The sequence below is a fragment of the Mucilaginibacter sp. genome, from assembly GCF_028287845.1.
In the GTDB taxonomy this organism is placed as follows: Bacteria; Bacteroidota; Bacteroidia; order Sphingobacteriales; family Sphingobacteriaceae; genus Mucilaginibacter.
This window is the reverse complement of record NZ_JAQBOW010000156.1, coordinates 1-26,585: the sequence shown is the minus strand read 5'-3', so window position 1 is coordinate 26,585 and position 26,585 is coordinate 1. Positions and strand designations below refer to the sequence as shown.

Here is a 26,585-nt window from a genome sequence, read left to right as displayed (position 1 = left end):
ATCATTGCGAGGTAGTAAATTCTTATTCTCCCGGATGATAGGTCTTCTCTACATGTTTTAAAACATCCTCTTTATAAAATAGCACATCTTTAAATTTGCCGTTTATGTACCCGCCGGCCTGGTCTGTAAAATGTGTTGATTTGGGGTCGAACGATTGACCGCCGGTGATAATGGATCTTGCTTTTATTTTAGGGCCAAAATCTACAACAGCAATAAAGCTGTTGCCCGAATAGCCATAACGCTTTTTAGTATTCATAGTACGGCTAACAAACGATGGCAGTTCGCCAAAGGCAGATGATACCTGCCCTACAGGAATACTGGGTGCATTGTCATCAAATACACCGTTTGCGGGCCGTTGGTAGCGGTTAATGTCTCCCCATTGCGTCTTCCAGTCGCCATAACGGGTTTGCAGGCTTTTAACGCTTTCTGATAATGATGCTAATAATTGCTTATCACTCATCTCTTTTAAAGCAGTATTTAAACGCTCGGTTTGATAGGTGCCTGCTTCGGACGATGCGGCTCTTGGCAAACCCAGCATGATACGGTTGCCCCATTCTATAGCCAGGGAAGTAGCTACAGATTGCGCGGATGATCGCTTATCCCATTGCTGTAAAATTTCTATCGGTTCTTTTAATGCATTCTTTGTACTGTCGTTAGCTTTAGTATACGCGTTAAATAAAGCAGGTAACAATACATCAAAAGCGGTTAAGTAATGGTCATAACCTTTGGCAATAAGCCCGTCCATCGTGACATTCTTCGCATCGCTAAATAATTTTATGGCATTAACCGCGCGAAAGTTTTGCCCATCTGGCGCCATGTAGGCCGGGTATTTGGTTTTATCCGGGCTGCTTATGCCCGACGAGGTAAAAGGAGTGGAGTTGCAATTCTCTATCCATCCGGTAGCCGGATTATAAACGTGTACAATTTCGTTCAACGGATACAGCCCTTGCCACTCGGTTGCAGTAGTTGAACCGTCTACAGGTTGTGTCCAATCCAGCTTTGCATCCCGTTTAGGCATAAAATTACCGTACCAAAAGGCAATGTTACCCTGGTCGTCTGCATATACGGTATTGTTGGTGGCATTATGCAGCAGGTCCATCGCTTTTTTATACTCGGTAAATGTATTTGCCTTGGTGATGAGCCACGACTCTAACAATGCTTTGTACGATCGGTTATCAGCTTTCAGCGCCAGCCATTTACCATTACGGCTGCCCAATACCGGGCCATGATGGGTGTAATAGCCGGTTATAGTTCGTTGGGTTATTTTGTCGCCTTCTTTAACATTGATAGCGATCTTACGTTCTATAACCGGCTTTTGTGTGCCGTTATATTCGTAATACCATTTGCCATCTTTCTTGCTTACCTTTTCAGCATAAAGGTCGCCAACGTCGGCATTGCTCGAGGTATGCATCCAGCCGCAATGCGGATTAAAGCCCTGGTAAACAAAAAACTGCCCCCAGGTAACGGCTCCATAAACATTAAGTCCTTCTTTACTTACCAACTGTACCTCGTCTCTAAAGTAAAATGGCACATGCGGATTAATGTACAACATAGCATGTCCCGAAGCTGTTTTTGATGGTGACAAGGCAAACCCGTTCGAACCGGTCTCACGCTCATCCAATAACTGTTGAGGGGTGGGCGCCCGTTGTTTAAGTGCGCCTGTAAGTGGTGCTGCACCGCTGTAAAAACTTTCTGTTTCGTGCAGGCTAAGTCCGCCTGTTACAGTAGCCGATACGCTGCCGTCGGTAAACATCAGCGCGTACCAGGGTTCAAAATGTTTAAATACTTTAGGCTTTACTTCGGGATGTTTGTACAGGTAATAGTTTATACCATCGGCAAAGGCATTCATTATTTTTTTAAACCAAAGCGGACTGGTTTTATAATCCTTTATAGCATCAGCCGTATCAGCTATCATTTGTAATTGCACATCGGTGTAGAGGGTACTTGCGCCATCCACCTCTGCCTGCCTGCCTAACTGGTACAGATAATTACGTTCTATTCCCTGAAAGTTCTCTTCGCATTGCGTATACATTAAGCCAAACACGGTAGCCGCGTCGGTTTGCCCGTATATATGCGGTACGCCCCAGTTATCTTTTATTATGGTGACTGTTTTAGCTTCTTGTTCATAGCGGCTCAATTCGGCCGCGGTAAATTTTTGAGCCATTAGCATGGCAGGCAATAGCAATAATAAAAAGGCAGGCAATAATTTTCTCATGATTAAATAGCAAAGCCGAAATTTAGTTATTTTTAGGCGAATTGGAAGCCGTTGCCCGCTAAAACTTACCCAATCATGCTACATATCATTTATAACATCGGTTCTATTACGCTATACTTCCCCAATAACGACAGGAAGATCATTTTACATTATTTACAAAAGCCCAGGGACGCAGCCCAGGGCAAACGTATTAAAATAACTCAAAGAGTATCGCCTATATAAAGGAGGCTCCAATAGGAGCCAATATTTGCTGAAACAAAGTGGGCATTTGACTCCGGGGGAGTCACCTGTTTATAGAAATAAGCTATAAAGTTTAGAAAAGGCTCCATGGGAGCCTCCTAATGGTGTCTATTATTATTTTAATGCGTTTGCCCCGGGGATGCCGTCAATTAGCTTCAATAAATCAAAAATAGATTATACATTTCTCCTTATAAATACCGCTCACCAAGTCAACCCTCACTTAATCAACCCAAACCACCAATTAACTAAACAAACCCTTGTAGATATGCAATATTACACTTACCTTTGCACCCACAATTAACAAAATAATTTACGCTTTAATATTATTTACGTAATGTATTTAAGTACAGAAGAAAAACAAGAAATTTTCGCAAAACACGGTAAAAGTGCAGTAGACACAGGTTCAACCGAAGGTCAGGTAGCATTGTTCACTTACCGCATCGCACATTTAACAGGGCATTTGAAAAAAAACAAACATGATTTTTCAACCCAATTATCACTGCAAAAATTAGTAGGTAAACGCCGCGGATTGCTGGCTTACCTTTACAAAAAAGATATTTCAAGGTACCGTGCCATCATCAAAGCGTTAGCGCTTAGGGATATCATTAAGTAACTTAAACTTATTTTTTACAAAAAGCCGTCTCTTTAAGGAGATGGCTTTTTTACTTTGAAACAATATACACACTATAAAAAACCGGTACGCTCTAAAAGATGAAAAGCGTATCACAACGAAAACAAGATGAGTTTAAACGTAATTAAAAAAGTAATCGATTTAGGTGACGGCCGCACCATCGAGATCGAAACAGGAAAACTGGCCAAACAAGCCGATGGCTCTGTAGTAATAAAAATGGGTGATACCATGTTATTGGCTACTGTAGTATCATCACAAGAAGCAAAAGAGGGTATTGATTTTTTACCTCTTTCTGTTGATTATCAAGAAAAATACGCTGCTACCGGTCGTATCCCTGGTGGATTTTTACGCCGTGAGGCCCGTTTATCAGATTATGAGGTTCTAATCTCTCGTTTGGTTGACCGTGCTTTGCGCCCAATGTTCCCGGATGATTATCATGCGGATACACAAGTAATGATTTCTTTAATATCAGCTGATAAAGATATTATGCCCGATTGCCTTGCCGGTTTGGCAGCATCAGCAGCATTAGCTTGTTCTGATATCCCTTTTAACGGACCGATATCAGAAGTACGTGTAGCTAAAATTGATGGCAAATTAGTTATCAACCCAACTTTAAGCCAATTAGCAACAGCTACTTTAGAATTTATTGTTGCAGGTAGCGAGCACGATATTAACATGGTTGAAGGCGAAAGCGCCGAGATACAAGAAGCTGAACTGGTTGAAGCTATTAAATTTGCACATACTGCAATTAAAGTACAATGTTTAGCTCAAAAAGAATTAACTGCCGAGTTGAACAAAACTGTAAAACGTACCTATAACCATGAGCATAGCAACGAAGAGCTTAAAAAAGCTATCTACGCTGCAACTTATGATCAGGTTTACGCTATTGCAGGTGCTGCTTCTGCAAAAGACGAGCGTTCTGCCAGCTTTAAAGCAGTTCGTGATGCTTATATTGAAACTTTAGGCGAGATTGATGATATCACTAAATCATTAGCTAAAAAATATTATCATGATGTTGAGTATGACGCTATCCGTAACCTTGTATTAGACGAAGGAAAACGTTTAGATGGCCGTACAACTACACAAATACGCCCAATATGGAGCGAAGTTGGTTACTTGCCCGCTGCTCACGGTTCGGCCGTATTTACGCGTGGCGAAACACAATCATTAACATCAGTTACCTTAGGTGCTAAAGATGATGAGCAAATGATTGATGGCGCGTTCATCAACGGTTATCAAAAATTCTTATTGCTTTATAATTTCCCTGGTTTTTCAACCGGCGAGGTTCGTCCTAACAGGGGTGCAGGCCGTCGTGAGATTGGTCACGGTAATTTAGCTATGCGTTCATTAAAACGTGTATTACCTGCCGAGGATGCAAATCCTTACACTATCCGTATAGTTTCTGATATTTTAGAATCTAACGGTTCATCATCAATGGCTACGGTTTGTGCCGGTACATTAGCTTTGATGGATGCAGGTATCAAAATTACCAACCCGGTATCAGGTATCGCGATGGGATTGATCACTAACGAAATGGGTACCAAATACGCTATCCTTTCTGATATTTTGGGTGATGAAGATCACCTGGGCGATATGGACTTTAAAGTAACAGGTACCAAAAACGGTATTGTTGCTGTACAAATGGACTTGAAAATAAACGGTTTGTCATACGAAGTTTTAACCAACGCGTTAAACCAGGCTAAAGATGGTCGTTTACACATATTAGGCGAAATGGCTAAAACCATGGAAGCGCCTCGCGAAGATTACAAACCACACGCTCCGCGTATTGTTACTATCCGTATTGATAAAGAATTTATCGGCGCTGTTATCGGACCTGGTGGAAAGATTATTCAGGAAATGCAACGCGAAACCGGTGCTACTATTTCAATAGAAGAAGTAGGCAACCAGGGTGTAGTACAAATATTTGCTGATAACAAAGAAGCTATTGATAAAGCAGTTACCCGTATTAAAAACATTGCTTCTAAACCAGAAGTAGGCGAAATTTATGAAGGTAAAGTAAAATCAATTATGCCATTTGGTGCATTTGTTGAAATTATGCCGGGTAAAGATGGTTTGCTGCACATTTCAGAAATTGACCACAAACGTATTGAAACGATGGACGGAATTTTTGAAGTTGGTGATGAAGTACGTGTTAAATTGCTTGATGTTGATAAACAAGGTAAACTAAAACTTTCACGCAAAGTTTTATTACCTAAGCCAGAAGCAGCTCAGTAATAATACTAACCATAAACAGTAAAAGCCTTATTTATAAGGCTTTTACTGTTTATGGTTGTTTTTTTTTGATTTTTTTAAAACAAAAAATTCTTTTTTAAACTTTGTATTAGTTAAGTGCTAGTTGATAAAAGCTAAAAGGCCGATCTAATTGAAAAATGACTTTTACCACCAATGATCCTTTAGACTTTCTCAATAGCAATAATAATTCTGGTAAACCTGCCGGCCCGCATGCCGACCTGGTGCAGATGTTATTGCATGAAATACTAAGGGTGAAAGAATTAATAGCCTATTATGACTCCATTCCTAATGGTGGCGGGAAGCTTGGTTCCTCAATTTTAAGTGAATTGATTGCAGAAGCCTATAGCTCATTAGTTAACTATGATGTGGTGCTTATGAAAAAATACTATGATCTGTTGCAACATTGTGACTGATGTTAAAGATTAGTTATTGGAAGTTGGTTAGGATATTAACTGTCAGAAGCCTAACTTTGATAATAATTATTAATAATAACCATACAGGCACTAATCTTTAATAACTAATCTTTAATCTTCAATGCCCCACTTAATTGCACCATCAATTTTAGCTGCTGATTTCGGTAATCTGCAACGTGATATCGAAATGCTTAATCAAAGTGAAGCAGACTGGATACATGTTGATGTAATGGATGGTTTGTTTGTGCCTAACATATCATTTGGTTTCCCGGTAACCAGCGCGGTTTATAAGCATGCTGTAAAGCCTTTAGATGTACATTTAATGATAGTTGACCCTGACCGTTATTTAAAAGGTTTTAAGAATGCAGGTGCAGCTAATATCACCGTACACTTTGAGGCATGCGCCAATTTGCACCGAACTATACAGGTTATAAAAGAATTAGGATGCAAAGCAGGGGTGGCCCTTAATCCGCATACGCCGGTTGCCATGCTGGAAGATATTATTACCGACCTGGATCTGGTTTTGATAATGTCTGTAAATCCGGGTTTTGGCGGACAGCATTTTATTGAGAATACCTATAAAAAAGTAAAAGAAATAAGAGAGCTAGCTGATCAGCACAACCCGCATTTGCATATTGAGGTTGATGGCGGAGTTGATAAAAGCAACGCGGCAAAGCTTGTCTCGGCAGGCGCAAATGTACTGGTTGCGGGTAGCGCGGTATTCTCATCGGCCAACCAAATGGCCATGATATCGGGCCTTAAACATCCCGAAAAGTTATTACAATTGTAATAAAAGCAGTCCAACAAGTGAAATAATTTAATATTTGCAATAAAACATGCTTTTATTGAATAGTTGTATTTTTTTAAAATAAGTGTAAACAAATCATGCAAACTTTGTCAAATTAATTATCTTTGCGCCAGCAAAATACGAAGTTCTTAATTCGATATAAAGCAAAAAACCAATTTCAGTATATATGAAACATAATTTTGGTGCCGGACCAGGCATCCTACCTCATGAAGTTTTAAAACAAGCTGCAGCGGCAGTAGTAGATTTTAACGGGATCGGATTATCTCTTTTAGAGATATCGCACAGATCGGCAGAATTTGAGGCGGTTTTGGATGAAGCCGTAAAATTAGTGAAAGAATTATTAGGAGTTCCGGAAGGTTACTCGGTATTATTTTTACAGGGCGGTGCAAGTACACAATTTGCAATGGTGCCTTATAATTTGCTGCCCGAAGGTGGCAAAGCCGCTTACCTTGAATCGGGTGTGTGGGCAAATAAAGCATTAAAAGAGGCTAAGTTTTTTGGCGAGGTTGAAGTAGTTGCTACATCAAAAGAAAGCAACTTTACTTACATCCCTAAAGACTTTACCATACCTGCTGATGCGGCTTATTTCCACATCACATCAAACAATACCATTTACGGTACACAGTTACATGAATTCTTCCCGTCGCCAATACCGGTTGTTTGCGATATGTCGTCTGATATTTTCAGCCGCAAAATTAATGTTGCCGATTTTGGTATCATCTATGCAGGCGCGCAAAAAAATATGGGCCCAGCAGGTACTACGTTAGTTATTATTAAGGATGAGATATTGGGTAAATCAGGGCGTAAAATACCTGCAATGCTTAATTATCAAACGCAAATAGAAGGTGGCTCAATGTACAACACCCCGCCGGTATTTGCTATATATGTTTCAATGCTTACGCTTAACTGGTTAAAATCAAAAGGCGGTGTTGAAGCTATTGCAAAAGAGAATGTTGCTAAATCTAAAGTATTATACGAAGAGATTGACCGTAACCCGCTATTTAAACCTGTTTGTGCCGTTGAAGATCGTTCGGACATGAACGTTTGTTTTGTGGCCGAAAATCCTGAGCATGAAAAACCATTCCTTAAGCTATGTGATGAAAAAGGAATTGTAGGCATTAAGGGCCATAGAAGCGTAGGTGGTTTCCGGGCTTCTATATATAATGCATTGCCTATCACCAGCATTTACGTGCTGATTGACGCGATGCGCGAGTTTGCAGAAAAGAATTCTTAATAAAGATTGAAGATTAAAGATTAGTAATTAGGGTTAACCAATTCAACTAATCTTTAATCTTTAATGACTAATCTTTCAAAAACAATGATCAAAATATTAGCTAACGATGGTATAGATCCCATCGGCAAAAAAATGTTAGAAGATGCCGGTTTTGAGGTTGATACTAACAATATACCGCAGGATGAATTACCTGTTAAATTACAAAACTACGATGCTATTACCGTACGCAGTGCAACTAAAGTACGTAAAGCGTTAATTGACGCATGCCCTAACCTCAAGCTGATTGGTCGTGGTGGCGTTGGTGTTGACAATATTGATGTTGACTACGCTAAAGAAAAAGGTATTGGTGTTTATAACACGCCTGCTTCTTCATCACTATCAGTTGCCGAACTTGTTTTTGCGCAATTGTTTACCGGCGTGCGTTTTTTACACGACAGTAACCGCAAAATGCCGGTTGAAGGTAGCACCAAATTTAACGACCTTAAAAAGGCTTATGCCAAAGGTATTGAACTGCGTGGTAAAACTTTGGGTATTGTAGGCTTTGGCCGCATAGGCCGTGAGGTTGCAAAGATCGCTATCGGTGTGGGTATGGATGTTATAGCTTATGATCTTTTTCCGTTTAACCCTGAAGTGGAAATAGTTTTAGGTACAGGCGGTACAAAAGTTAATGTAACCGTTAAAACTTCAACTTTAGACGAGATCATCAAAACTGCAGACTTTATAACTCTGCACACGCCATTTATCGACAAAGCTTTAATTGGTGCCGAGGAATTAGCTAAAATGAAAAAAGGCGTACAGTTAATTAACATCTCTCGTGGTGGATTAATTGACGAGTTAGCCTTGATTGATGCTTTAAACAGCGGCCAGGTATCATACGCGGCATTAGATGTGTTTGATAATGAGCCAACACCACGTGCAGAGATTTTAACACACCCTAAAATATCATTAACCCCGCATATTGGCGCGGCAACCAACGAAGCGCAGGAGCGTATAGGGGTAGAGCTGGCCAGTTTAATAATTGGGCATTTTAAGAAATAGTGACAACTCACAACAAAAACAAAAGAGGCGCTTTATGCGCCTTTTTTGTTTTACTATATCCCGCGCCATCCTATACAAACATAGGATGACGTGTTGGGTAGGTTTGTCGTTATAATATATAACTCACGCTCTTTTCCGGAATAACCACAGCATAGCCATCCGCTGTTAACGAATCTGATAGGGCCTGCATGCTGCTTTCTTCGCCATGTACCAGGTAAACGCCTTTAAGGGTTGCCTTATCCTGCTGTTTAATGTTGTTTACAAGGTCTTCATGATCGCCATGGGCGCTGAGTACGTCTGTTTGCTTAATGGTGGCATACACGGCCAGATCGCGGTCCTTGATGTGCACTATCGAATCTCCACGTAATAAGCGGTGACCTAAAGTACCTTTGGCGCAATAGCCTATGAATAGTATCGTACAATAATAATTCTGGATGTTATAAAAAAGGTGATCCTGTATGCGGCCACCCTCCAGCATGCCTGCTGAGGAAATGATGATACAAGGCTCAAAATAATTTGATATCTGGCGGCTATCTTTTAGCGTCTCTACATAGGTTAGGTTGTCAAACTCAAATTCATCGCCCTGCGATTTATAAAACTCCTGTGCTTCTTTATTAACAAGGTCATGATATTTACGAAAAATGCCGGTAGCCATGCTGGCCATCGGGCTATCAACAAATACCTTAACAGGCGGCAATAGTCCGCTGCTGAATATTTTATTAAGCGAATAAACTAATGATTGTGTACGCCCGATGCTAAATGCCGGGATGATCATTCGGCCCTGCTCTTTAATACAACATTTATCAATAAATTCAACTAAAGTGTCTTCAACGCTTTTGCCTGTTGTGTGCATGCGGCCGCCGTAGGTTGATTCTGTTACAATAAAATCAACCGGGGGCAAAGGTTGCGGATCATCCAGTACCGGGTAATTTTTACGCCCGATATCGCCGGTAAAGGCAATGGATTTTTCTGTTCCACCGTCATTTACTTTAAATACAGCAGCTGCCGCGCCCAATAAATGGCCCGCAGGTACAAAAGTAAGCTCAATATCGCCGGTTATGCGGAAGGGTTTATTAAAGCCAATAGTTACAAATCTATCCATCGCCTCCATTACATGCTTTTGTAGGTATAACGGCTGTACGTTAGTTTTGAATTTTCCCTTGCCATGCTTACGGCTTTTATGCGCCTTATTCATGAATATGTTCACAGAGTCTAATAATAACAACTCTGTCAGGTCGGCAGTGGGCGGGGTGGATAGTATTTGGCCGTTAAAGCCTAAACGTACCAGCGTAGGTATATTGCCCGAATGGTCAATATGAGCATGGGTTAACACCACCACATCTATTGCAGCCGGATCAAATGGAAAATCTTCGTTTGATTGTATGCTGCGATCTTTTTCATAATCAAGCCCGCAATCTATTAGTATTTTATATTGGCCAACCTCAAGCAAATGCATGCTGCCCGTAACTTGCCGGGCGGCGCCATGTATAGTTAATTTCATTAACGTTGTTTGTCTTCTTTTGCGCGTATTTGATTTCTTAACAGCATTAAAATTATCATCAGCAGGATAATCACAATAATTATAAAATTACGCGATGCTTTATTCTGTAGTTCGGCATTTTTATCGCCCAGTTTCTTTAGCTGATCTACCTGATCTCTTAACTGTTTTATAGTGTACATAAATCCTAAAGCATTTGTTTCTGTTTCTTTAGATTTATCCTGAACCTGGCTTTGCTGAAAAGTACGGTATTCTAACAATATCTTCAACTGCTTGTAAATATCATTATCCGTTTTAACAATATCCATCAAAATATCGTTACTCCGGCGAATGTCTTTTTTTGTTTGGAGGCCAAAAATGCCGGAATGCTCACTTAAGCTTTTATCATATTGACCAAACTTGAGACTACGCTCGGCAAGCATGCTGTTAATTTTTTTTCGCTGCAGCTGATAAGCTAACGAGTCTGAATTTGCCTGCGCAAATAGATTAGCAAATAAAAAGCAAAGCAATGCAACCAGTATTATTTTCTTCATGCTGTATATTCAAAATCAATTAGTACACTATCACCCAGGTTTAATCCAAGTAAACCACTGGCGTTACCTTTATTAATAGCTATTTCTAAATGGTCGCTAATACCAAACAGACAAAGCTTTTCGCCCTCAGGCACCTCATTATAGTGCCAACTTAAATTATTTATAGTTTCGTTACGTTTAAAATACAAGGTAAACTGCCTGCCTTGCTGTACTTTGTTAAAAAATTCTTTGGTAATATTAGTAATTACATTCTGGAACGAGTCAATATATATTACCGCGCCTTTTATCAAGTTCTTTTCAATAACAGGTTGCAGGTTCATTTTATTTTCAATGCTGCTTATAGGCAAACCTATTTCTGATAAATTTTTACCGCTTGCCAGGTGGCAGGCTGCTTTTACAAAAATATCGGCAAGGGGGAAATGCAAAAACTTCAGGTCCTGCATTATGTTTATTTCCACCATCTCATCAGGGTCGGTATTAAACATTAAAGAAAATATGCCATTATCGGCACCAACAAAATAATGGTTTTTATAGCGTACAGCAAGGTATTTGGTATGATCGCTGTAAACGGTATCAATACCAATAAGGTGTACGGTATTGTCTGGGAAATAATAAAAGCTGTTTTTTAATATAAAGGCGGCCTGTTGTACATTATAGGCTGCCACACTATTGGTTATATCAACAATATTAACGGTGGGCAACAATTTCAATATGCTTCCTTTAAGGGCAGCTTGATAAATATCTTTATCGCCCAAATCAGTAGTTAAAGTTATTATTGCCATTAATTTTTTAAATATTTATTACTAATCTTGTACAAGCGTTAGACGCTGCAAATATTCAATTTTTAATTCATAAAAATCAGCAACAAAATAATCAAAATTACTATTGAACGAGCTCAAACTATCAATTGAAAATATTAACCCTGCTGTTTTATGGGGGCCAAATAATGATCATTTCGAGATCATAAAAAAACAATACCCAAAGCTTAAAATTGTTGCGCGCGGCAGCGAGGTTAAAGTATTAGGAGATGAGCGTGAACTACTTGTTTTCGAAGAAAAGTTTAACCATTTGCTGCAACATATTGAAAAGTTTGAGAATTTGAACATCACAGACCTGGAAAGGGTGTTGGGTTCTAAGATAGATATTAATGCAACTGTCGACCAGGCAGCTGATAAATTTGCAAGCGGCGAGGTTATTGTTTTTGGCCCTAACGGTGTTATGGTTAAGGCGCGTACAGCCAACCAGCGTAAAATGGTTGATTGTATTAATAAAAGCGATATCCTGTTTGCCATAGGCCCTGCCGGTACCGGTAAAACCTATACCGCGGTTGCCTTAGCGGTAAGAGCATTAAAAAATAAAGAGATCAAACGTATCATTTTAACCCGTCCGGCTGTTGAGGCAGGAGAGAACCTTGGATTTTTGCCGGGCGATTTGAAGGAAAAGATTGATCCATACCTGCGCCCGTTATATGATGCGTTGGATGATATGATACCTGCTGAAAAGCTGAAATTATATTTAGAGAACCGCACCATTGAAATTGCACCGCTGGCATTTATGCGCGGGCGCACGCTTGATAATTGCTTTGTGATTTTGGATGAGGCGCAAAATGCTACCGATATGCAGTTAAAAATGTTTTTAACGCGCATGGGCCCGTCGGCTAAGTTTATTGTTACAGGTGATGTTACACAAATAGACTTACCAAAAAAACAGCAATCTGGCCTGCATACTGCCCTGCGCATATTAACGGATATAAAAGGAATTGAAATAGTTTACCTAAGCGGCGAAGATGTTGTAAGGCATAAACTGGTAAGGAAAATATTAGAAGCTTACGGAGATATTCAATAAGTATCAAGTATAGAGTATCAAGTAGCAAGTATGTATTGCAGGTCTTGATACTTAATACTAGCTACTTCATACTAAAATCATGAATGCAATAAAAGAAACACATTTTAATTTTACAGGTCAGACTAATTTTTATAAGGGAAAGGTTAGGGATGTTTATACCATTGGTAACAAATACCTGGTAATGGTGGTAAGCGACCGTATATCGGCATTTGACGTGGTGCTGCCCGAGCCTATCCCGTTTAAAGGGCAGGTATTGAATCAAATTGCTGCCAAATTTTTAAAAGCCACTGCCGATATTGTTCCTAACTGGGTGGTTAGTGTTCCTGACCCCAGCGTAACCATAGGGCGTATTTGCGAGCCATTTAAGGTGGAGATGGTGATTAGAGGTTATTTGGCTGGCCACGCGGCGCGCGAATATAATGCGGGCAGAAGAGAAATATGCGGCGTAAGCTTACCCGATGGTTTAAAAGAAAATGATAAACTGCCCCAATCTATTATTACGCCTACAACAAAAGCCGCGGTAGGGCATGATGAAGATATATCAAAAGAAAACATATTAAAACAAGGTATTGTATCTGTTGAAGATTATGAGCAGTTGGAAAAATTTACCAAAGCTTTATTTGCCCGCGGAACCGAAATTGCCGCTAAGCAGGGTTTGATTTTGGTAGATACCAAATATGAGTTTGGCAAAGCCGATGGTAAGATATATTTAATTGATGAGATTCATACGCCCGATTCTTCACGGTATTTTTATAGCGAAGGATATGCGGAAAGACAAGCGAAAAATGAGCCGCAAAAACAGTTGTCGAAAGAATTTGTAAGGCAGTGGCTAATTGAAAATAATTTCCAGGGAAAGGATGGGCAGGTTATACCTGTTATGACGCCCGAAATTGTGCAGTCAATATCTGAACGTTACATTGAATTATATGAACAGATAACCGGCGAAAGCTTTATAAAACCCGAAGGAGAAAATGTGCTGAACAGGGTAGAAAGCGCTATAAAAAAAGCACTGGCAGCATTGTGATTTTTATTTGTAAATAATGTGTTATATTAGCATTTAAATTACAGAAGAAAAATGAAGTTTACAGTTGATAAACACGAGAAGTATATTTTGTTGAAACTCAATGAATCAAAATTGAACTCATTGATTACTCCACAATTAAAATCTGAGTTGATATTGATAAACACAGAGGGACAAAGAAATATAATTCTCGACCTTTCTCAGGTTAAATTTGCTGATTCTTCCGGGCTAAGTAGCTTGCTTGTGGGCCACCGTTTGTGCAAAAATGCAAATGGTTCTTTTATTCTTACCGGGTTAAATGATGCTGTTACCCGTTTAATTACTATTTCTCAATTAGAAAGTGTCCTTACTGTTGTTCCTACGTCAGAAGAAGGCATTGACCTGATTTTTATGGAAGAGATAGAAAAAGAATTAAAAAAAGAAGCAAGATAATACTTACATTGTTTACCTGATATGAAATTTGAGGTAACAATTCTCGGAAGTAGTTCTGCAACTCCTATATATAATAGAAATCCAACCTCGCAGGTGCTTAATATTAATGAGCGCCTTTATTTGATTGATTGCGGCGAAGGTACACAACAACAAATGCTTCGCTTTGACGTAAGGGCAAGCCGCATTGATCATATTTTTATCAGCCATCTTCATGGAGATCATTACCTGGGGCTGGTAGGCTTATTATCGTCTATGCACCTAAACGGGCGTAAAAAACCCCTAAAGTTGTTTGGGCCGCCACAGCTTAAAGAAGTTATCGACCTGCAGTTTAAATATTCTGAAACCCATTTGCAGTATGATATTGAATTTACCATAACCAATCCCAACAAAGCCGAAACTATTATAGCTAATGAAGATGTTATTGTTGAAACTATACCTCTCGATCATAGAATAGCCTGTACGGGTTTCTTATTCAGGGAAAAGAAAAGGTTAAGAAAGCTGTTAAAAGATGAGCTTGAACGGATAGGGGTGCCGGTTGAAGTTTATACTTCATTAAAAAAAGGTGCCGACTATACGAATCCGGAAGGCAAGATTTATAAAAATGATACCCTTACGGTTGATTCGGACAAACCGAAAACCTATTCCTACTGTTCTGATACCATATACAACGAACAATATTTTGACCAGATAAATAATTCAGACTTGCTGTATCACGAGGCCACTTTTTTGCATAATATGGTTGACAGGGCAAACGAAACATACCATACAACCGCTTTACAGGCTGCAGATATAGCCGTAAAAACAAATGCTAAAAAATTACTGCTAGGTCATTTTTCTGCCCGCTATAAAACCCTGGATGAGTTGTTGGGAGAGGCTCAAAGTGTATTTCCGGAAACCAGCCTTGCTATTGAGGGGAAGACGTTTGTTGTTTAAAGTAATATCAAGACTTTTTTTAAGATACAATCTAGTTACTTGATACTAGCTACTAAATACTTTACTTATCCTTCTTCCCGCCGCCAAATACAGAGAAATGAACATAGCGTTTAGGATTTGCTTTCAGATCTAAGAACAGCAAGTTCAAATTATCAGAGGCGGCCTGTAAGTTTTTATACAGCTTATCATCGTTTAACAATAACCCCATCGAGCCTTTGTTGCTGTTGATATTAGCCATAGTGGCTTGCAGGTCGGCAACGGCCTTGTTAGCGTTATCCAATGTTTGCCTGATGTTTGAATTAGCCAGGTCTCCGCTAAATCTTTGAAGATTTGAGGTAATTCCGGTTAAGCCGGCACTAGTGTTTTTTAAATTGGAAGATACATCTTCAGCATTGGATAAAATGCCGTTAATGTGCCCGGTTTGCGCAGCAACCAAATTATCTATCTTTTTAGTAGTGCCTTCCAGTGTTTGCAATGAGTTTGCGATGCTGGTAAAGCTTCTGTCCACATTTCTTTGAAAATTTGGATTAAGTATCTTATTAATTGAAGCAAGTGACGAATCTAATTTAGTGATTAGGTTTTCGGCTTTGGTTTGTATAGGCTGCAAGCTTTCTGCCAAACTGCCTTGAATATCAGCACGTAGTGTATCCCTGTTTTCGGCAAGTTCTTTACTATCGCCTAATTCAAAAACAATGGCTTTACCGCCCAGCAAATCAGTGCTTACTAATTTGGCAAGTGTATTTACAGGTATTTTATATTCGGATTTTATTTTAAATTCAACGGTGGTGCGCCCATCCTGATCCAGTTGCATTCCTGAAACGTGACCTATTGGGAAACCATTTACCAATACAGGTTTTGATACAGATAACCCATCTACACTTTTATAAATAGCGTAAAATTTATTTGAACCCGAAAACAAGTCATTTCCTTTTAAAAAGCTATATCCTAATATAAGTACAGCAATAGCTATAGTGGTTAATGCGCCTATTTTGGTTTCGTTTGATATATTCATAGTTTAGATTTAAGATATGAAATATTAAATTTGAGTTATTTTGATGAAATATAAATGAATTTACTTCACTTATGTTTCATCAAATCTCCAATCTAAAGCTTCAGATCTTGTTTATTTTATAACCTGCTCCACCTCGTCTTTGTAATACTTTAAGGCTCTTATAATAGAACTTACAATTTCGTCTTGTCCTTTTTCAGAATTTAAGTAAGCCTCATCATCGGGGTTGTTTATGTATCCTGTTTCAACCAATACTGCCGGCATTGCACTATGGCAAAGCACCAAAACACCTTGTTCACGTATTCCTTCGCTGGGCCTGCCATCAGTCTCAACAAATTCTGTATTAATTAAATTTGCCAAATGTATGCTTCCCTGCCTGAATTTGCTTTTATACTGGTTTATCAGGATAATAGATTCCGGGTCGTTAGGGTCCAGGCCGGCGTTCATTTCGTCGCCCTCGCTTTCGCCGCCTTCTAAATGGCTTTTACTTATCGCTTTTTCTTCTTCGTGGCCGCGCCATGTTCCGTACACTAACAGCAATACGCCTTTGCCTGACCGATTTGGGACCCGGACACTTTTATAAACTGTTTTACCATGCCTGTGGCCTGTGGCTTCGCGTACGGTCCTGTCCGAAAGTGAGTTGCAGTGTAGCGATATAAAAAGGTTACCCTTGTTTTCATTAGCTATCTCTGATCGCCTTTCCCACGAAACATCATCTTCGGTGGTGCGTGTTAATACCGCTTTAACATCATTTAACTCTTTTTCTATCGCTTTTTGCAATTTTAAGCCTATTGCAAGCGTTACACCTCTTTCGGTAGAATAAGAACCTGATGCACCATGAGAGAAATGACCGGTACCGGTAGGTTTGCCACCATGACCCGGATCAATAATAATTGTTTTAAGTTTAAACCCACTATTTACAACCGTATCTTTTTGTACTATTGGGGCTAACTTAAATGAAAATAGAGAAAAGCACACTAGTAATGCCGATAATCCACAAATCAATCTTTTCAATGCCTTATTTTTCATTATTTTTGAACGCTGTTAAAACTTATATCTGCAAAAATACTATTCATAATCAATTTTGAGATTCATTAACTTATTTTTTCTATTTGCACTTATCTTAATAGTAAACCTGGTGGCTTCCGCGCACAAAAGCAGGATTATTATTAAGCGGCCTGTTGTAGATACAATAATAAAGCTTGATTCTACAAATAAGTATCCAAAACTCTCTAAAGGTAAAAAATCTAAAACAACTTCGACAGCAAAAAAGGTTGTTGGTAAAGACACGACAAAAAAAAATCAAACCCTTGATTCGGAAATAAAAGAAATTGCTGCCGACTCTGCTACTAATGACGTAGAAACCGGAATTAGCGAGCGGTTTGGCAATGCGCGGGTAACTTATGGCGATTTTTCGCTGGATGCTTATTATATAAGAATAGACAGAAAGCAACACATCATATTTGCCAGCGGGCGCATAGATCCAAAAACCAAACGATATGTAGGCAGGCCCATATCTAAACAGGGTAATGATAAACCCATAACATCTGATTCTTTACATTTTAATTACGAAACAAAAAAAGGGCTTATTCATAATGTTTTAACAGAGCAGGATGGTAATTACATATCGCATGGTCAGGCCAAAAAAATTAGCGAAACAGAGGTTGCTTACCATAATATTATTTTTAGTGCCTGCGATAAACCCGACCCTGATTATGGCATAGTTATTACCCGTGGTATTGGCGAAAAAAACAGGATCATTTCAGGTCCGGCATATTTGGAGATAGAGGGAGTACCTATACCCATTGGCATCCCTTTTGGTTTTTTCCCAAAACCAGATACACGTTCATCCGGTTTTATCTTGCCTACACCCGGCGAAGATGCAACCTTAGGTTTTTTCATGCGTGACTTTGGTTATTATATTGGGTTGAGTGATTATGCCGATCTAACAAATATGGGTACTTATTACTCAAACGGATCGTACGAGGTGAGCAGTACGTTAGATTATATGAGCAGGTATAAATATAACGGGAATTTAGCATTAAGCTACGGCTCACATAATTACGCGCTGCCAGGCGATCCGCCAAAGCGTGATTTTAATATAACGTGGACGCATAGCCAAAACCCCAATGCAAGCCCCGGGAGTACATTTAGTGCTTCTGTAAATGCAGGTACATCAAGCTTTTATCAAAATAATCCGGCATCAATTGGATATAATTTACAACAGCTTACCCAAAATACTTTACGTTCAAGTATTTCTTATTCAAAAAGCTGGACAGGTTGGGGCGGAGCGCCATTAAATTTAACTGTCGGGATTTCGCATAGCCAGGATCTAGCCCTTAAAACGGTTTCGCTGGAGTTGCCAAGTTTTAATTTTAGTATGGGTACAATTAACCCGTTTGATAAAAGAGACAGGGTTGGCGAACAAAAATGGTATCAAAAAATTACAGTAGGATACACCTTAACCGCAACTAATAAAGTTACTTCTGTGCCCGAAAGCCAGTTCTTTACAAGCGAAACACTTACAAAGAGATTTCAAAACGGTTTTCAGCATTCAATTCCGGTGGGTTTCAATTTAACTGTACTTAAGTATTTTCAGTTTGGTATAAACTTTAACTATACAGAGCGGTGGTATCTGCAAACAATAAGACAGCACTATGCACGTGCCGACTCATTGGTTACCGATACTGTACCAGGCTTTCAAAGAGCCGGGAATTACTCAATGGGGGCAAGTTTATCAACAAAAGTTTATGGTACAATAAACTTTAAAAACGGCAAATTAAGAGCCATACGCCATACAATGACCCCAAGCATCGGGTTTAGTTATAGTCCGGACTATTCGGGTTTTAATCATACTTATAACCAGTCTATTGTAAGTAACGCCAGTATACCTTATCCGGTTGTTTATACAAACTATTCAATTTTTAATAACGCCGTATATGGCGGCCCGTCAGGCCGCATGCAGGCCGGAATAAATTTTAGTCTTGATAATAGCCTGGAAGCAAAAGTGAGGGCCAAAAGTACGGATACATCACAAACTGACAGGAAAATACAACTATTGCAAAGCTTATCTTTTTCAACAACTTATAATATAGCGGCAGATTCATTCAGGCTAACGCCAATTAGTTTTTCCGGCCATACCAGTATATTGCATGACCGGGTAAATATTAGCTTTGGCGGAACCCTGAATCCATACGAAACGCGTGTAATGGATTCGGTATCTTCCGGCCAGATACAACATTATAAAAGAGATGTAAACAGGTATACCCTGCAAGACGGTAAACTGCCATCAATTATGGGCTTTAATATTTCGGCAAGCGCCAGTTTAAATCCGGCCACATTTCATCCCAGCCCAACCGCGCCGGCAGGCAGCACCTATCAAACCGCCACACCAGACCAGCTGCAAAAAATGGCTTTGTATAACCCGGATCCGGGCGCCTATATTGATTTTAATATACCGTGGAACCTTTCACTTAATTATAGTTTTAGCTATAATAATGCTTATATCAGTACCAGCAATACAAATACCTTAATGATAAGCGGCGACTTAAGCCTTACCAAAAAATGGAAAATACAATATAATACCAACTATGATTTAAAAGCACTCAAATTAAGCAGTGCCACATCATTTGCAATTTATCGGGACCTGCATTGCTGGGACCTGTCAATACAATGGTTGCCCTTTGGTTATTATAAATCATACAGTGTTACATTGCGGGTAAAATCAACAATTTTGCAGGCCTTAAAGCTTAGTAAAAAGAGCGATTATACCAGTAGCTCATACTTTCAACAATAACATGCTTGCAGAGATAATTACCATAGGCGACGAAATACTAATAGGTCAGATTGTTGACACCAATTCGGCATGGATGGCGCAGCAATTAAATAATGCAGGTATCCGCGTAAAGCAAATATCATCGGTATCTGATAGTAAACAACATATATTAACAGCGTTAGCCGAAGCCGCTACCCGGGCAGATATTATTTTTATAACCGGTGGCCTGGGTCCCACAAAAGACGATATCACCAAAAATACACTCGCCGAATATTTTGGCGTAGAAATGGTAGAGAACAAGGAAGCATTAAGTAATGTAACGCGCCTTTTTGAAAAATATAAACGCCCATTGCTTGAAGTTAACAGGTTACAGGCGCAAGTACCCCAAAACTGCGAGGTCATACTGAATAAAAATGGTACGGCCCCCGGCATGTGGTTTAACAGTAACGGTAAAATATATGTGTCTATGCCCGGTGTGCCATTCGAGATGATGTATATGATGGAGGAGGAGGTAATACCGAAAATTAAATCTTTGTTTAAACTCCCGGTAATTATTCATAAAACCATTTTAACCGTAGGCGAAGGCGAGTCTTTTTTGTCTGAAAGAATTGCTGATATTGAAGATTCGCTTCCTGCGCATATTAAATTGGCCTATTTACCCAAACTAGGCCAGGTGCGTTTGCGTTTAAGTGGTTATGGCGAGGATGAAGTTATTGTAAGTAAAGAAGTAAATAAATATGCATCAAAAATAATTGAGCGTGTAAGTGATTTTGTAGCTGCTGAAGAGGACATACCGCTTGAAAAAGCCATACTGAACTACATGACCGAAAAGGGGCTCACCCTATCGGTTGCCGAAAGTTGTACAGGGGGGTATATATCTCATTTATTTACACAGCATGCCGGCTCATCAAAAGTATTTTTTGGCGGCGCCATATCTTATTCGTACGAATTGAAGGAAAGCATATTGGGCGTTAAAAATGAAACCCTGTGGCAATTTGGTGCAGTGAGCGAAGAAACAGTTACAGAAATGGTTGAAGGTGCGCTGTTAAATTTTAAATCAGATTATGCCATTGCCGTAACCGGTATTGCCGGGCCAGATGGCGGCCTTCCGGGTAAACCCGTAGGAACGGTATGGATCGCGGTGGCATCTGCCAGCAAAACGGTTGCAAAGAAATTCACATTTGGTAGCAAGAGGCAGCAAAACATCGAAAGGAGCGCCACAGGGGCATTGTCAATGTTGAATACTTTACTTAAAGATGTTAAGAAGTAAGCAACGATTTTTCTAATTTTGACCAAAGAACTATATTTTATTGTATGGCTAAATACCAACTGTTATTGCCGAAGATGGGTGAGAGTGTTGCTGAAGCAACAATAATTAAATGGCTTAAAAACCCAGGTGATTATATTGAAGCTGATGAGGCAGTAATGGAAATTGCTACTGATAAAGTTGACTCTGAAGTTCCATCACCGGTTTCCGGAAGATTAATTGAACAACGCTGCAAAGACGACGACGTTGTGCAGGTAGGCTCTGTTATTGCCATTATTGAAACAGATACAGCAGAACAGGCGGCACCTGCTCCACAATCGGCAGCATCACCGCAACCTGCACCTGTGCCACAGCAAAGCTATCAGCCCCCGGTTGCAGCAGCGCCCCCGCAACAAAATATTCCCGGAACCGAACAGCTTGAGCAAAGGAACCAGGCTCCTGTTGCGCAACAAAATGCAGGAGAATTAAAAAGCGAATCAAGGTTTTATTCTCCTTTGGTTAAACATATAGCATTACAGGAAAATATAAGTATTAATGAGTTGGACCGCATAACCGGCAGTGGTGCCGAAGGGCGTTTAACTAAGGATGATCTGCTAAACTATATTAGAAATAAAACAGCCGGAGGGCCGCCTGTAACACCGCGGCCCCAGGTTCAACAACAATCTGTAAAAATAGGGCAGCCGGAACCGTCAAAGCCTGCAATAGAGTCTGGTAAGCAAGCACCGGCAACATCAACGTCGGGTGTTGATGAGATAATTGAGATGGACAGGATGCGCCGTTTAATAGCCGACCACATGGTTATGAGCAAGCATACGTCGCCACACGTTACCTCGTTTATTGAAGCTGATGTGACAGGTTTAGTATTATGGCGCGAAAAAATAAAAAACAGCTTTGAAAAACGCGAAGGTGAAAAAATAACCTTTACCCCGATATTTATTGAGGCAGTAGTAAAAGCGATAAAAGATTACCCCATGATTAATGTATCTGTTAACGGTACACAGATCATTAAAAAAGCGGCCATAAATATAAGCATGGCCACCGCTTTGCCAAACGGTAACCTTATTGTACCGGTAATTAAAAAGGCCGACGAGTTAAACCTGCTTGGTATTACCAAAGCGGTTAACAGCCTGGCTAATAAGGCCCGTACCGGTAAACTGCAACCTGATGACGTTAAAGACGGAACCTTTACAATAACCAATGTAGGTACATTTGGTAATGTTATGGGTACACCTATAATTAACCAGCCACAGGTAGCTATTTTGGCTGTTGGTGCTATAAAAAAGAAACCAGCCGTTATTGAAACAGCCGAGGGCGATGTTATAGCTATCAGGCACATGATGTTCCTTTCGTTATCTTATGACCATCGCGTGGTAGATGGCGCTTTGGGAGGGTCGTTTTTACGCCGGATAGGTGATTACCTGGAAAACTGGGATACCGATAAGGAAGTATAATTTCTGAAAGAATCTTCTTAATATTTCAAACAACCATGCCTGTTTTTTAGTTAAACAAATAGAGGCGGTATTATACTGTCCGTTAATTAAACTACAACGACCAATGGAAAACTATGAAACTTTAGTGGATGCCACTAATGATTTGATGAAAAGAGGATATACTGCTAATTTAAGCATGGAGGGAGATACCGTTGACGATAAATCCCGGAATATACACATGGCTGCCGACGATTTTTCTATAGACGAATTTTACAGGTTTGAAGGCGCAAGTAATCCTGCGGATATGTCTATAGTATACGCTGTTAGCTCGCCTAAATATAATTTGAAAGGCATTATTGTTAATGCTTATGGTACTTATGCTGATGATAGCTCATCGGCTATACAAGCTAAGCTACACCATTATATGGTGAGTGGTAACTTGCACGGTAGCGACCGGCCAAAGGCTTAACCACATGGACTTACGAAGTTTGTAAAACTTTGTAAGTCTTTCTACTCCAATTCTTTCAAAAGCTTCTTTCCCTTACTTTGTATAGCAGCGGTACCATCGCGCATTAAATACTTTAGTTGGTTAGCCAATTCTTCTGTTATCCAGGTATAACGGTGCCGTAAATTAAACAAGGCTTCGGCGGCAAATGCTTTTACTGCAATTTTTATTTTAGGATCTATCATCCAATCAAAAAGGTGCTCCACTATAGGTTCCAGATCAAGGGTTTGCACTTTGTCTTTTATCATCTGCGGAGCATTGGCATCTGTAATATGCATAACTATTTTAGCATAATGCCTTTTACTGCCCGGTGCTTTAACCACAGCCATTTTTGATAAAAGATATCCGAGGTCGGGCAGGTATATTTCAGGATCTTGCAGAAAAATATTTTCTAATAACCATGTCGCACGGAAAGCAATATCATTATCAGGGTATATGGTAACGTCTATAAGATCACGCAGGTTAAATTTCCTTTCCGTCAATAGCCTGCCCAATTCCAGTACCTTAATTTTGCCTATGGTAGCATTAATTTGCTTAATAAGTTCAGTTTGGTTCATGACCGGCTAATATTCTGCGATAAACGAAAATAAAAAATATAACACTATCCTTACTCATACAAATTATCTAAATCATACATTTGTTCACCACTTTTATAATGACTAACTATACATGGTTAAATTCAACCGATTTATATTAAACAATGGCCTCCGGGTTATTGTGCACGAAGATAGTACTACCCCAATGGCAGTAGTTAACATTTTATATGATGTTGGCTCGCGCGATGAAAATCCCGAACAAACAGGGTTTGCCCACTTGTTTGAGCATTTAATGTTTGGCGGTTCGGTAAATATTCCAAACTATGATGGACCTTTACAACAGGTAGGCGGCGAAAACAATGCCTTTACCAGTAATGATATTACTAATTATTATATCACCCTGCCATCTGCCAATTTAGAAACTGCTTTTTGGTTAGAAAGCGACCGCATGCTAAGTTTAGCTTTTAACGAAAAGAGCCTTGAAGTGCAGCGCAATGTAGTGGTTGAAGAGTTTAAACAGCGCTACCTTAATCAGCCTTATGGCGATGTATGGTTGCGTTTAAGGCCATTGGTTTACAAAAAGCACCCATACCTTTGGGATACCATAGGAAAAAACATTGAGCATATTGAAAATGCTAAGATTGAAGATGTAAAAGCATTTTTTAAAAAGCACTACAATCCGCAAAACGCCATAATGGTTGTTGGCGGCGATGTGAAATTAGAACAGGTTAAAGAACTGGCCGAAAAATGGTTCGGCCCCATCCCGGCAGGTGAAAAATATCACCGCGATTTACCCCAGGAGCCCGAGCAGCATGAAGAGCGCCGCGAAACAGTTACTGCAAAGGTACCGCTGAATGATGTATATATAGCCTTGCAGATGCCGGGCAGGAGAGAAGAAGAATTTTATGCGATTGAGTTGATAGCTGATATCCTTTCGCGGGGAAATTCTTCACGAATGTACCGTAACCTGGTAAAAGAAAAACAATTATTTAGCGAGGTACATGCTTATGTTTTAGGCAGCCTTGATAAAGGCATGTTTGTACTGGAAGGTAAACCAATTGCAGGTATATCTGTTGAAGATGCTGAAGCAGCGATATGGGATGAGGTAGAGCAATTAAAAATTCATGAAGTGCCGGCTGATGAGCTAACCAAGGTTCAGCATAAGACAGAATCGACCATGATATTTTCTGAAATGTCATTGTTAGATAAAGGCATGAACCTGGCTTATTACGAATTGATAGGCGACGCGGAATTGCTTAACCATGAAACCGAAAAGTTTTTAGCGGTAACACCTGCGCAAATAAAGGAAGAAGCCAATAAGCTATTCAGAAAAGATAACTCCTCTACACTAATTTACCTGGCTGAGTAGTCATTTGTCATTAGTCACTGGTCATTAGTTGTTTTTATTAGTTTAATATGAGTAATAGATTAGAAGATTTAGAAATATACACATTATCAGAAGCATTTGCTGATGAGATATGGTTTATAGTTGCGACATGGGACTATTTTACAAAAGATACTGTAGGTAAACAGTTAACGAGATCCGCCGATTCAATTAGCGCTAATATCGCAGAAGGATTTGGACGATATCATTATAAAGAAAATAAGAATTTTTGTTACTTCAGCAGAGGCTCTCTTATTGAAACAAAAAGTTGGATAAAAAAATCTAACACCAGAAATTTAATAGCAGAGAATCAATATCAAATATTATTAAATAAACTTGAAATTATTCATATTAAGCTTAACGCATATATAAAATTCATTGGAAAAATGACCAATGACTAATGACCACTGACCAATGACTATAAAATGATAAATAGAAAGACGGCCCCTGATTTCAGGCCAATAGAGAACATACATTTAATTAGGCCCGAACATAAAAAGCTAACTAACGGCTGCGATGTTTTTTGCTTTAACTCGGGCGACCAGGAATTGGTTCGTATTGAATGGATATTTCATAATTTACGTTTCGATTCGGCAAAACCGTTATTGAATATGGCGGTTAATACCATGCTTACAGATGGCACACATACTTTATCAGCTTCAGAAATTGCGGATAAGATAGATTTTTACGGTGCTTTTTTATCTGTTGATTATGGCTTTGAGCAGTCGTTGGTAACACTATACTCGTTAACCAAACACCTGGATAAAACATTACCCGTTGTTAAGGATATTTTAACCGATTCTATTTTCCCCCAAAAAGAATTGAAAACGTTTATTCGCAATCAACAGCAAAAGTTACAGGTTAGCCTACAGAAAAATGATGTGGTTGCGCGCCGTACCTTTAATAAAGCGCTATATGGTAATACTATATATGGGTTAACTCCTAATGCTGATGATTATAAAACCTTGCAGCGCGAAGATATGCTGGTTCATTTTAAACACATGTATCAGCCCTCAAATTGCACGTTAATTATTGCAGGTAAAGTTGAACAAGGCACGCTTGATCTGCTGACCGATACTTTTGATAACGCCTGGGCAAGTACAATTATTCCTGCGGACATCACACAGCCAAACATTGCACATTCGCCGGAGCATTTTTATTTTGTAGAAAAACCTGAAGCTTTGCAATCAGCCATACGCATGGGTTTGCCGTTTATTAACCGTGAGCATCCTGATTTTCCGGCTGTGCAGGTATTAAATACCGTTTTGGGTGGTTACTTTGGCTCAAGGCTGATGAATAACATCCGCGAGGATAAAGGTTATACCTACGGAATAGGATCGGGCTTAAGTTCATTTAAACAAGGTGGAGCCTTGTTTATAGTTACCGAAGTTGGGGCCGATGTTTGCAAAGCTGCCACCATCGAAATTGAAAAGGAAGTAGAGTTATTAAAGACCGCCATAATCCCTGATGAAGAGTTATCGCTGGTGCGTAATTACATGCTGGGATCATTATTGGGTAGTTTGGAAAATGTATTCTCGCATGCCGATAAATTTAAGAATCTGTATTTTTCAGAAATGGGTTATGA

At 39.5% G+C, this 26,585-nt stretch carries 25 protein-coding genes; 18 read left to right on the top strand and 7 right to left on the bottom strand.

The window, feature by feature from the left end:
- Nucleotides 1-22: 22 nt before the first annotated feature.
- Nucleotides 23-2,215 carry a penicillin acylase family protein gene (locus JWP71_RS15575; RefSeq protein ID WP_299501832.1) on the bottom strand — a complete coding sequence of 731 codons (2,193 nt, stop codon included), beginning with the start codon at nucleotides 2,213-2,215 and terminating at the stop codon, nucleotides 23-25.
- Between the two features lie 75 nt (nucleotides 2,216-2,290).
- Here JWP71_RS15575 and JWP71_RS15570 point away from each other — a divergent pair, with 75 nt between their 5' ends.
- The 7 genes from JWP71_RS15570 to JWP71_RS15540 all read left to right on the top strand — a co-directional run bounded on the left by JWP71_RS15570 (nucleotide 2,291) and on the right by JWP71_RS15540 (nucleotide 8,832).
- Entirely contained in the window at nucleotides 2,291-2,437 is a 147-nt protein-coding gene (locus tag JWP71_RS15570) for a hypothetical protein (protein ID WP_299501830.1), read from the top strand.
- 352 nt (nucleotides 2,438-2,789) lie between these two features.
- The gene (rpsO, locus tag JWP71_RS15565; RefSeq protein WP_299501827.1) at nucleotides 2,790-3,068 is read left to right on the top strand and encodes a 30S ribosomal protein S15; all 279 of its coding nucleotides are present in this window, start codon (nucleotides 2,790-2,792) and stop codon (nucleotides 3,066-3,068) included.
- Nucleotides 3,069-3,194: 126 nt separating this feature from the next.
- On the top strand, nucleotides 3,195-5,321 hold the full coding sequence (gene pnp, locus JWP71_RS15560) for a polyribonucleotide nucleotidyltransferase (RefSeq protein WP_299501824.1): 2,127 nt from the start codon (nucleotides 3,195-3,197) through the stop codon (nucleotides 5,319-5,321).
- Between the two features lie 155 nt (nucleotides 5,322-5,476).
- Nucleotides 5,477-5,752 (top strand): hypothetical protein, encoded by a 276-nt coding sequence (locus JWP71_RS15555; protein WP_299501821.1) that lies wholly within the window; start codon nucleotides 5,477-5,479, stop codon nucleotides 5,750-5,752.
- Nucleotides 5,753-5,873: 121 nt separating this feature from the next.
- Nucleotides 5,874-6,542: a ribulose-phosphate 3-epimerase gene (gene rpe, locus JWP71_RS15550; RefSeq protein ID WP_299501818.1), complete on the top strand. Its 669-nt coding sequence runs from the start codon at nucleotides 5,874-5,876 to the stop codon at nucleotides 6,540-6,542.
- A 184-nt stretch (nucleotides 6,543-6,726) separates the two neighbouring features.
- Nucleotides 6,727-7,794 (top strand): 3-phosphoserine/phosphohydroxythreonine transaminase, encoded by a 1,068-nt coding sequence (gene serC / locus JWP71_RS15545; protein ID WP_299501815.1) that lies wholly within the window; start codon nucleotides 6,727-6,729, stop codon nucleotides 7,792-7,794.
- A gap of 84 nt (nucleotides 7,795-7,878) precedes the next feature.
- Nucleotides 7,879-8,832: a D-2-hydroxyacid dehydrogenase gene (locus JWP71_RS15540; protein ID WP_299501812.1), complete on the top strand. Its 954-nt coding sequence runs from the start codon at nucleotides 7,879-7,881 to the stop codon at nucleotides 8,830-8,832.
- A gap of 109 nt (nucleotides 8,833-8,941) precedes the next feature.
- Here JWP71_RS15540 and JWP71_RS15535 read toward each other — a convergent pair whose 3' ends face one another.
- The 3 genes from JWP71_RS15535 to JWP71_RS15525 are packed head-to-tail and all read right to left on the bottom strand — an operon-like array spanning nucleotide 8,942 to nucleotide 11,645.
- Nucleotides 8,942-10,333, bottom strand: a complete 1,392-nt coding sequence (locus JWP71_RS15535; protein ID WP_299501809.1) for an MBL fold metallo-hydrolase — start codon at nucleotides 10,331-10,333, stop codon at nucleotides 8,942-8,944.
- Entirely contained in the window at nucleotides 10,333-10,863 is a 531-nt protein-coding gene (locus JWP71_RS15530; protein ID WP_299501806.1) for a hypothetical protein, read from the bottom strand. Before JWP71_RS15530 ends, JWP71_RS15535 begins: the two co-directional genes overlap by 1 nt.
- Complete coding sequence (locus JWP71_RS15525) at nucleotides 10,860-11,645, bottom strand: SAM-dependent chlorinase/fluorinase (protein WP_299501804.1); 786 nt, start codon at nucleotides 11,643-11,645, stop codon at nucleotides 10,860-10,862. Before JWP71_RS15525 ends, JWP71_RS15530 begins: the two co-directional genes overlap by 4 nt.
- A 103-nt stretch (nucleotides 11,646-11,748) precedes the next feature.
- Between JWP71_RS15525 and JWP71_RS15520 the strand changes: the two genes are divergently transcribed.
- From JWP71_RS15520 to JWP71_RS15505, 4 genes are all read left to right on the top strand, one after another.
- Nucleotides 11,749-12,708 carry a PhoH family protein gene (locus tag JWP71_RS15520; protein WP_299501803.1) on the top strand — a complete coding sequence of 320 codons (960 nt, stop codon included), beginning with the start codon at nucleotides 11,749-11,751 and terminating at the stop codon, nucleotides 12,706-12,708.
- 79 nt (nucleotides 12,709-12,787) lie between these two features.
- Nucleotides 12,788-13,732 carry a phosphoribosylaminoimidazolesuccinocarboxamide synthase gene (locus JWP71_RS15515; protein ID WP_299501800.1) on the top strand — a complete coding sequence of 315 codons (945 nt, stop codon included), beginning with the start codon at nucleotides 12,788-12,790 and terminating at the stop codon, nucleotides 13,730-13,732.
- 51 nt (nucleotides 13,733-13,783) lie between these two features.
- Nucleotides 13,784-14,161, top strand: coding sequence for an STAS domain-containing protein (locus tag JWP71_RS15510; RefSeq protein WP_299501797.1), 378 nt, complete (start codon nucleotides 13,784-13,786; stop codon nucleotides 14,159-14,161).
- A gap of 21 nt (nucleotides 14,162-14,182) precedes the next feature.
- Nucleotides 14,183-15,094, top strand: coding sequence for a ribonuclease Z (locus JWP71_RS15505; protein ID WP_299501794.1), 912 nt, complete (start codon nucleotides 14,183-14,185; stop codon nucleotides 15,092-15,094).
- A 61-nt stretch (nucleotides 15,095-15,155) separates the two neighbouring features.
- Here JWP71_RS15505 and JWP71_RS15500 read toward each other — a convergent pair whose 3' ends face one another.
- Together JWP71_RS15500 and JWP71_RS15495 are read right to left on the bottom strand one after the other, a co-directional pair.
- Entirely contained in the window at nucleotides 15,156-16,106 is a 951-nt protein-coding gene (locus tag JWP71_RS15500; RefSeq protein ID WP_299501792.1) for an MlaD family protein, read from the bottom strand.
- Nucleotides 16,107-16,217: 111 nt separating this feature from the next.
- Entirely contained in the window at nucleotides 16,218-17,132 is a 915-nt protein-coding gene (locus JWP71_RS15495; RefSeq protein WP_299501789.1) for an N-acetylmuramoyl-L-alanine amidase, read from the bottom strand.
- A 109-nt stretch (nucleotides 17,133-17,241) separates the two neighbouring features.
- Between JWP71_RS15495 and JWP71_RS15490 the strand changes: the two genes are divergently transcribed.
- From JWP71_RS15490 to JWP71_RS15475, 4 genes are all read left to right on the top strand, one after another.
- Nucleotides 17,242-19,899 carry a putative LPS assembly protein LptD gene (locus tag JWP71_RS15490; RefSeq protein ID WP_299501786.1) on the top strand — a complete coding sequence of 886 codons (2,658 nt, stop codon included), beginning with the start codon at nucleotides 17,242-17,244 and terminating at the stop codon, nucleotides 19,897-19,899.
- A 1-nt stretch (nucleotide 19,900) separates the two neighbouring features.
- Complete coding sequence (locus JWP71_RS15485; protein WP_299501783.1) at nucleotides 19,901-21,148, top strand: competence/damage-inducible protein A; 1,248 nt, start codon at nucleotides 19,901-19,903, stop codon at nucleotides 21,146-21,148.
- Nucleotides 21,149-21,192: 44 nt separating this feature from the next.
- Complete coding sequence (locus JWP71_RS15480; protein ID WP_299501781.1) at nucleotides 21,193-22,596, top strand: dihydrolipoamide acetyltransferase family protein; 1,404 nt, start codon at nucleotides 21,193-21,195, stop codon at nucleotides 22,594-22,596.
- A gap of 103 nt (nucleotides 22,597-22,699) precedes the next feature.
- Complete coding sequence (locus JWP71_RS15475; protein WP_299501779.1) at nucleotides 22,700-23,044, top strand: phosphoribosylpyrophosphate synthetase; 345 nt, start codon at nucleotides 22,700-22,702, stop codon at nucleotides 23,042-23,044.
- 41 nt (nucleotides 23,045-23,085) lie between these two features.
- On the opposite strand, the gene JWP71_RS15470 is transcribed toward JWP71_RS15475, so the two are convergent.
- Nucleotides 23,086-23,637 (bottom strand): hypothetical protein, encoded by a 552-nt coding sequence (locus tag JWP71_RS15470; protein WP_299501776.1) that lies wholly within the window; start codon nucleotides 23,635-23,637, stop codon nucleotides 23,086-23,088.
- Between the two features lie 112 nt (nucleotides 23,638-23,749).
- On the opposite strand from JWP71_RS15470, the gene JWP71_RS15465 reads away from it, so the two are divergent.
- The 3 genes from JWP71_RS15465 to JWP71_RS15455 form a co-directional block, all read left to right on the top strand.
- The gene (locus JWP71_RS15465) at nucleotides 23,750-24,985 is read left to right on the top strand and encodes a pitrilysin family protein (RefSeq protein ID WP_299501773.1); all 1,236 of its coding nucleotides are present in this window, start codon (nucleotides 23,750-23,752) and stop codon (nucleotides 24,983-24,985) included.
- A 47-nt stretch (nucleotides 24,986-25,032) separates the two neighbouring features.
- Nucleotides 25,033-25,401 carry a four helix bundle protein gene (locus JWP71_RS15460; protein WP_299501771.1) on the top strand — a complete coding sequence of 123 codons (369 nt, stop codon included), beginning with the start codon at nucleotides 25,033-25,035 and terminating at the stop codon, nucleotides 25,399-25,401.
- Between the two features lie 24 nt (nucleotides 25,402-25,425).
- Nucleotides 25,426-26,585: pitrilysin family protein (locus JWP71_RS15455; protein ID WP_299501769.1), on the top strand; the 1,160-nt coding region annotated here is incomplete at its 3' end.

Excerpts from the sequence above, each read along its gene's own strand:
- JWP71_RS15575 (WP_299501832.1), bottom strand. The coding sequence starts at position 2,215 with ATGAGAAAATTATTGCCTGCCTTTTTATTATTGCTATTGCCTGCCATG.
- JWP71_RS15570 (WP_299501830.1), top strand. The coding sequence starts at position 2,291 with ATGCTACATATCATTTATAACATCGGTTCTATTACGCTATACTTCCCC.
- rpsO (WP_299501827.1), top strand. The coding sequence starts at position 2,790 with ATGTATTTAAGTACAGAAGAAAAACAAGAAATTTTCGCAAAACACGGT.
- pnp (WP_299501824.1), top strand. The coding sequence starts at position 3,195 with ATGAGTTTAAACGTAATTAAAAAAGTAATCGATTTAGGTGACGGCCGC.
- JWP71_RS15555 (WP_299501821.1), top strand. The coding sequence starts at position 5,477 with ATGACTTTTACCACCAATGATCCTTTAGACTTTCTCAATAGCAATAAT.
- rpe (WP_299501818.1), top strand. The coding sequence starts at position 5,874 with ATGCCCCACTTAATTGCACCATCAATTTTAGCTGCTGATTTCGGTAAT.
- serC (WP_299501815.1), top strand. The coding sequence starts at position 6,727 with ATGAAACATAATTTTGGTGCCGGACCAGGCATCCTACCTCATGAAGTT.
- JWP71_RS15540 (WP_299501812.1), top strand. The coding sequence starts at position 7,879 with ATGATCAAAATATTAGCTAACGATGGTATAGATCCCATCGGCAAAAAA.
- JWP71_RS15535 (WP_299501809.1), bottom strand. The coding sequence starts at position 10,333 with ATGAAATTAACTATACATGGCGCCGCCCGGCAAGTTACGGGCAGCATG.
- JWP71_RS15530 (WP_299501806.1), bottom strand. The coding sequence starts at position 10,863 with ATGAAGAAAATAATACTGGTTGCATTGCTTTGCTTTTTATTTGCTAAT.
- JWP71_RS15525 (WP_299501804.1), bottom strand. The coding sequence starts at position 11,645 with ATGGCAATAATAACTTTAACTACTGATTTGGGCGATAAAGATATTTAT.
- JWP71_RS15515 (WP_299501800.1), top strand. The coding sequence starts at position 12,788 with ATGAATGCAATAAAAGAAACACATTTTAATTTTACAGGTCAGACTAAT.
- JWP71_RS15510 (WP_299501797.1), top strand. The coding sequence starts at position 13,784 with ATGAAGTTTACAGTTGATAAACACGAGAAGTATATTTTGTTGAAACTC.
- JWP71_RS15505 (WP_299501794.1), top strand. The coding sequence starts at position 14,183 with ATGAAATTTGAGGTAACAATTCTCGGAAGTAGTTCTGCAACTCCTATA.
- JWP71_RS15500 (WP_299501792.1), bottom strand. The coding sequence starts at position 16,106 with ATGAATATATCAAACGAAACCAAAATAGGCGCATTAACCACTATAGCT.
- JWP71_RS15495 (WP_299501789.1), bottom strand. The coding sequence starts at position 17,132 with ATGAAAAATAAGGCATTGAAAAGATTGATTTGTGGATTATCGGCATTA.
- JWP71_RS15485 (WP_299501783.1), top strand. The coding sequence starts at position 19,901 with ATGCTTGCAGAGATAATTACCATAGGCGACGAAATACTAATAGGTCAG.
- JWP71_RS15480 (WP_299501781.1), top strand. The coding sequence starts at position 21,193 with ATGGCTAAATACCAACTGTTATTGCCGAAGATGGGTGAGAGTGTTGCT.
- JWP71_RS15475 (WP_299501779.1), top strand. The coding sequence starts at position 22,700 with ATGGAAAACTATGAAACTTTAGTGGATGCCACTAATGATTTGATGAAA.
- JWP71_RS15470 (WP_299501776.1), bottom strand. The coding sequence starts at position 23,637 with ATGAACCAAACTGAACTTATTAAGCAAATTAATGCTACCATAGGCAAA.
- JWP71_RS15465 (WP_299501773.1), top strand. The coding sequence starts at position 23,750 with ATGGTTAAATTCAACCGATTTATATTAAACAATGGCCTCCGGGTTATT.
- JWP71_RS15460 (WP_299501771.1), top strand. The coding sequence starts at position 25,033 with ATGAGTAATAGATTAGAAGATTTAGAAATATACACATTATCAGAAGCA.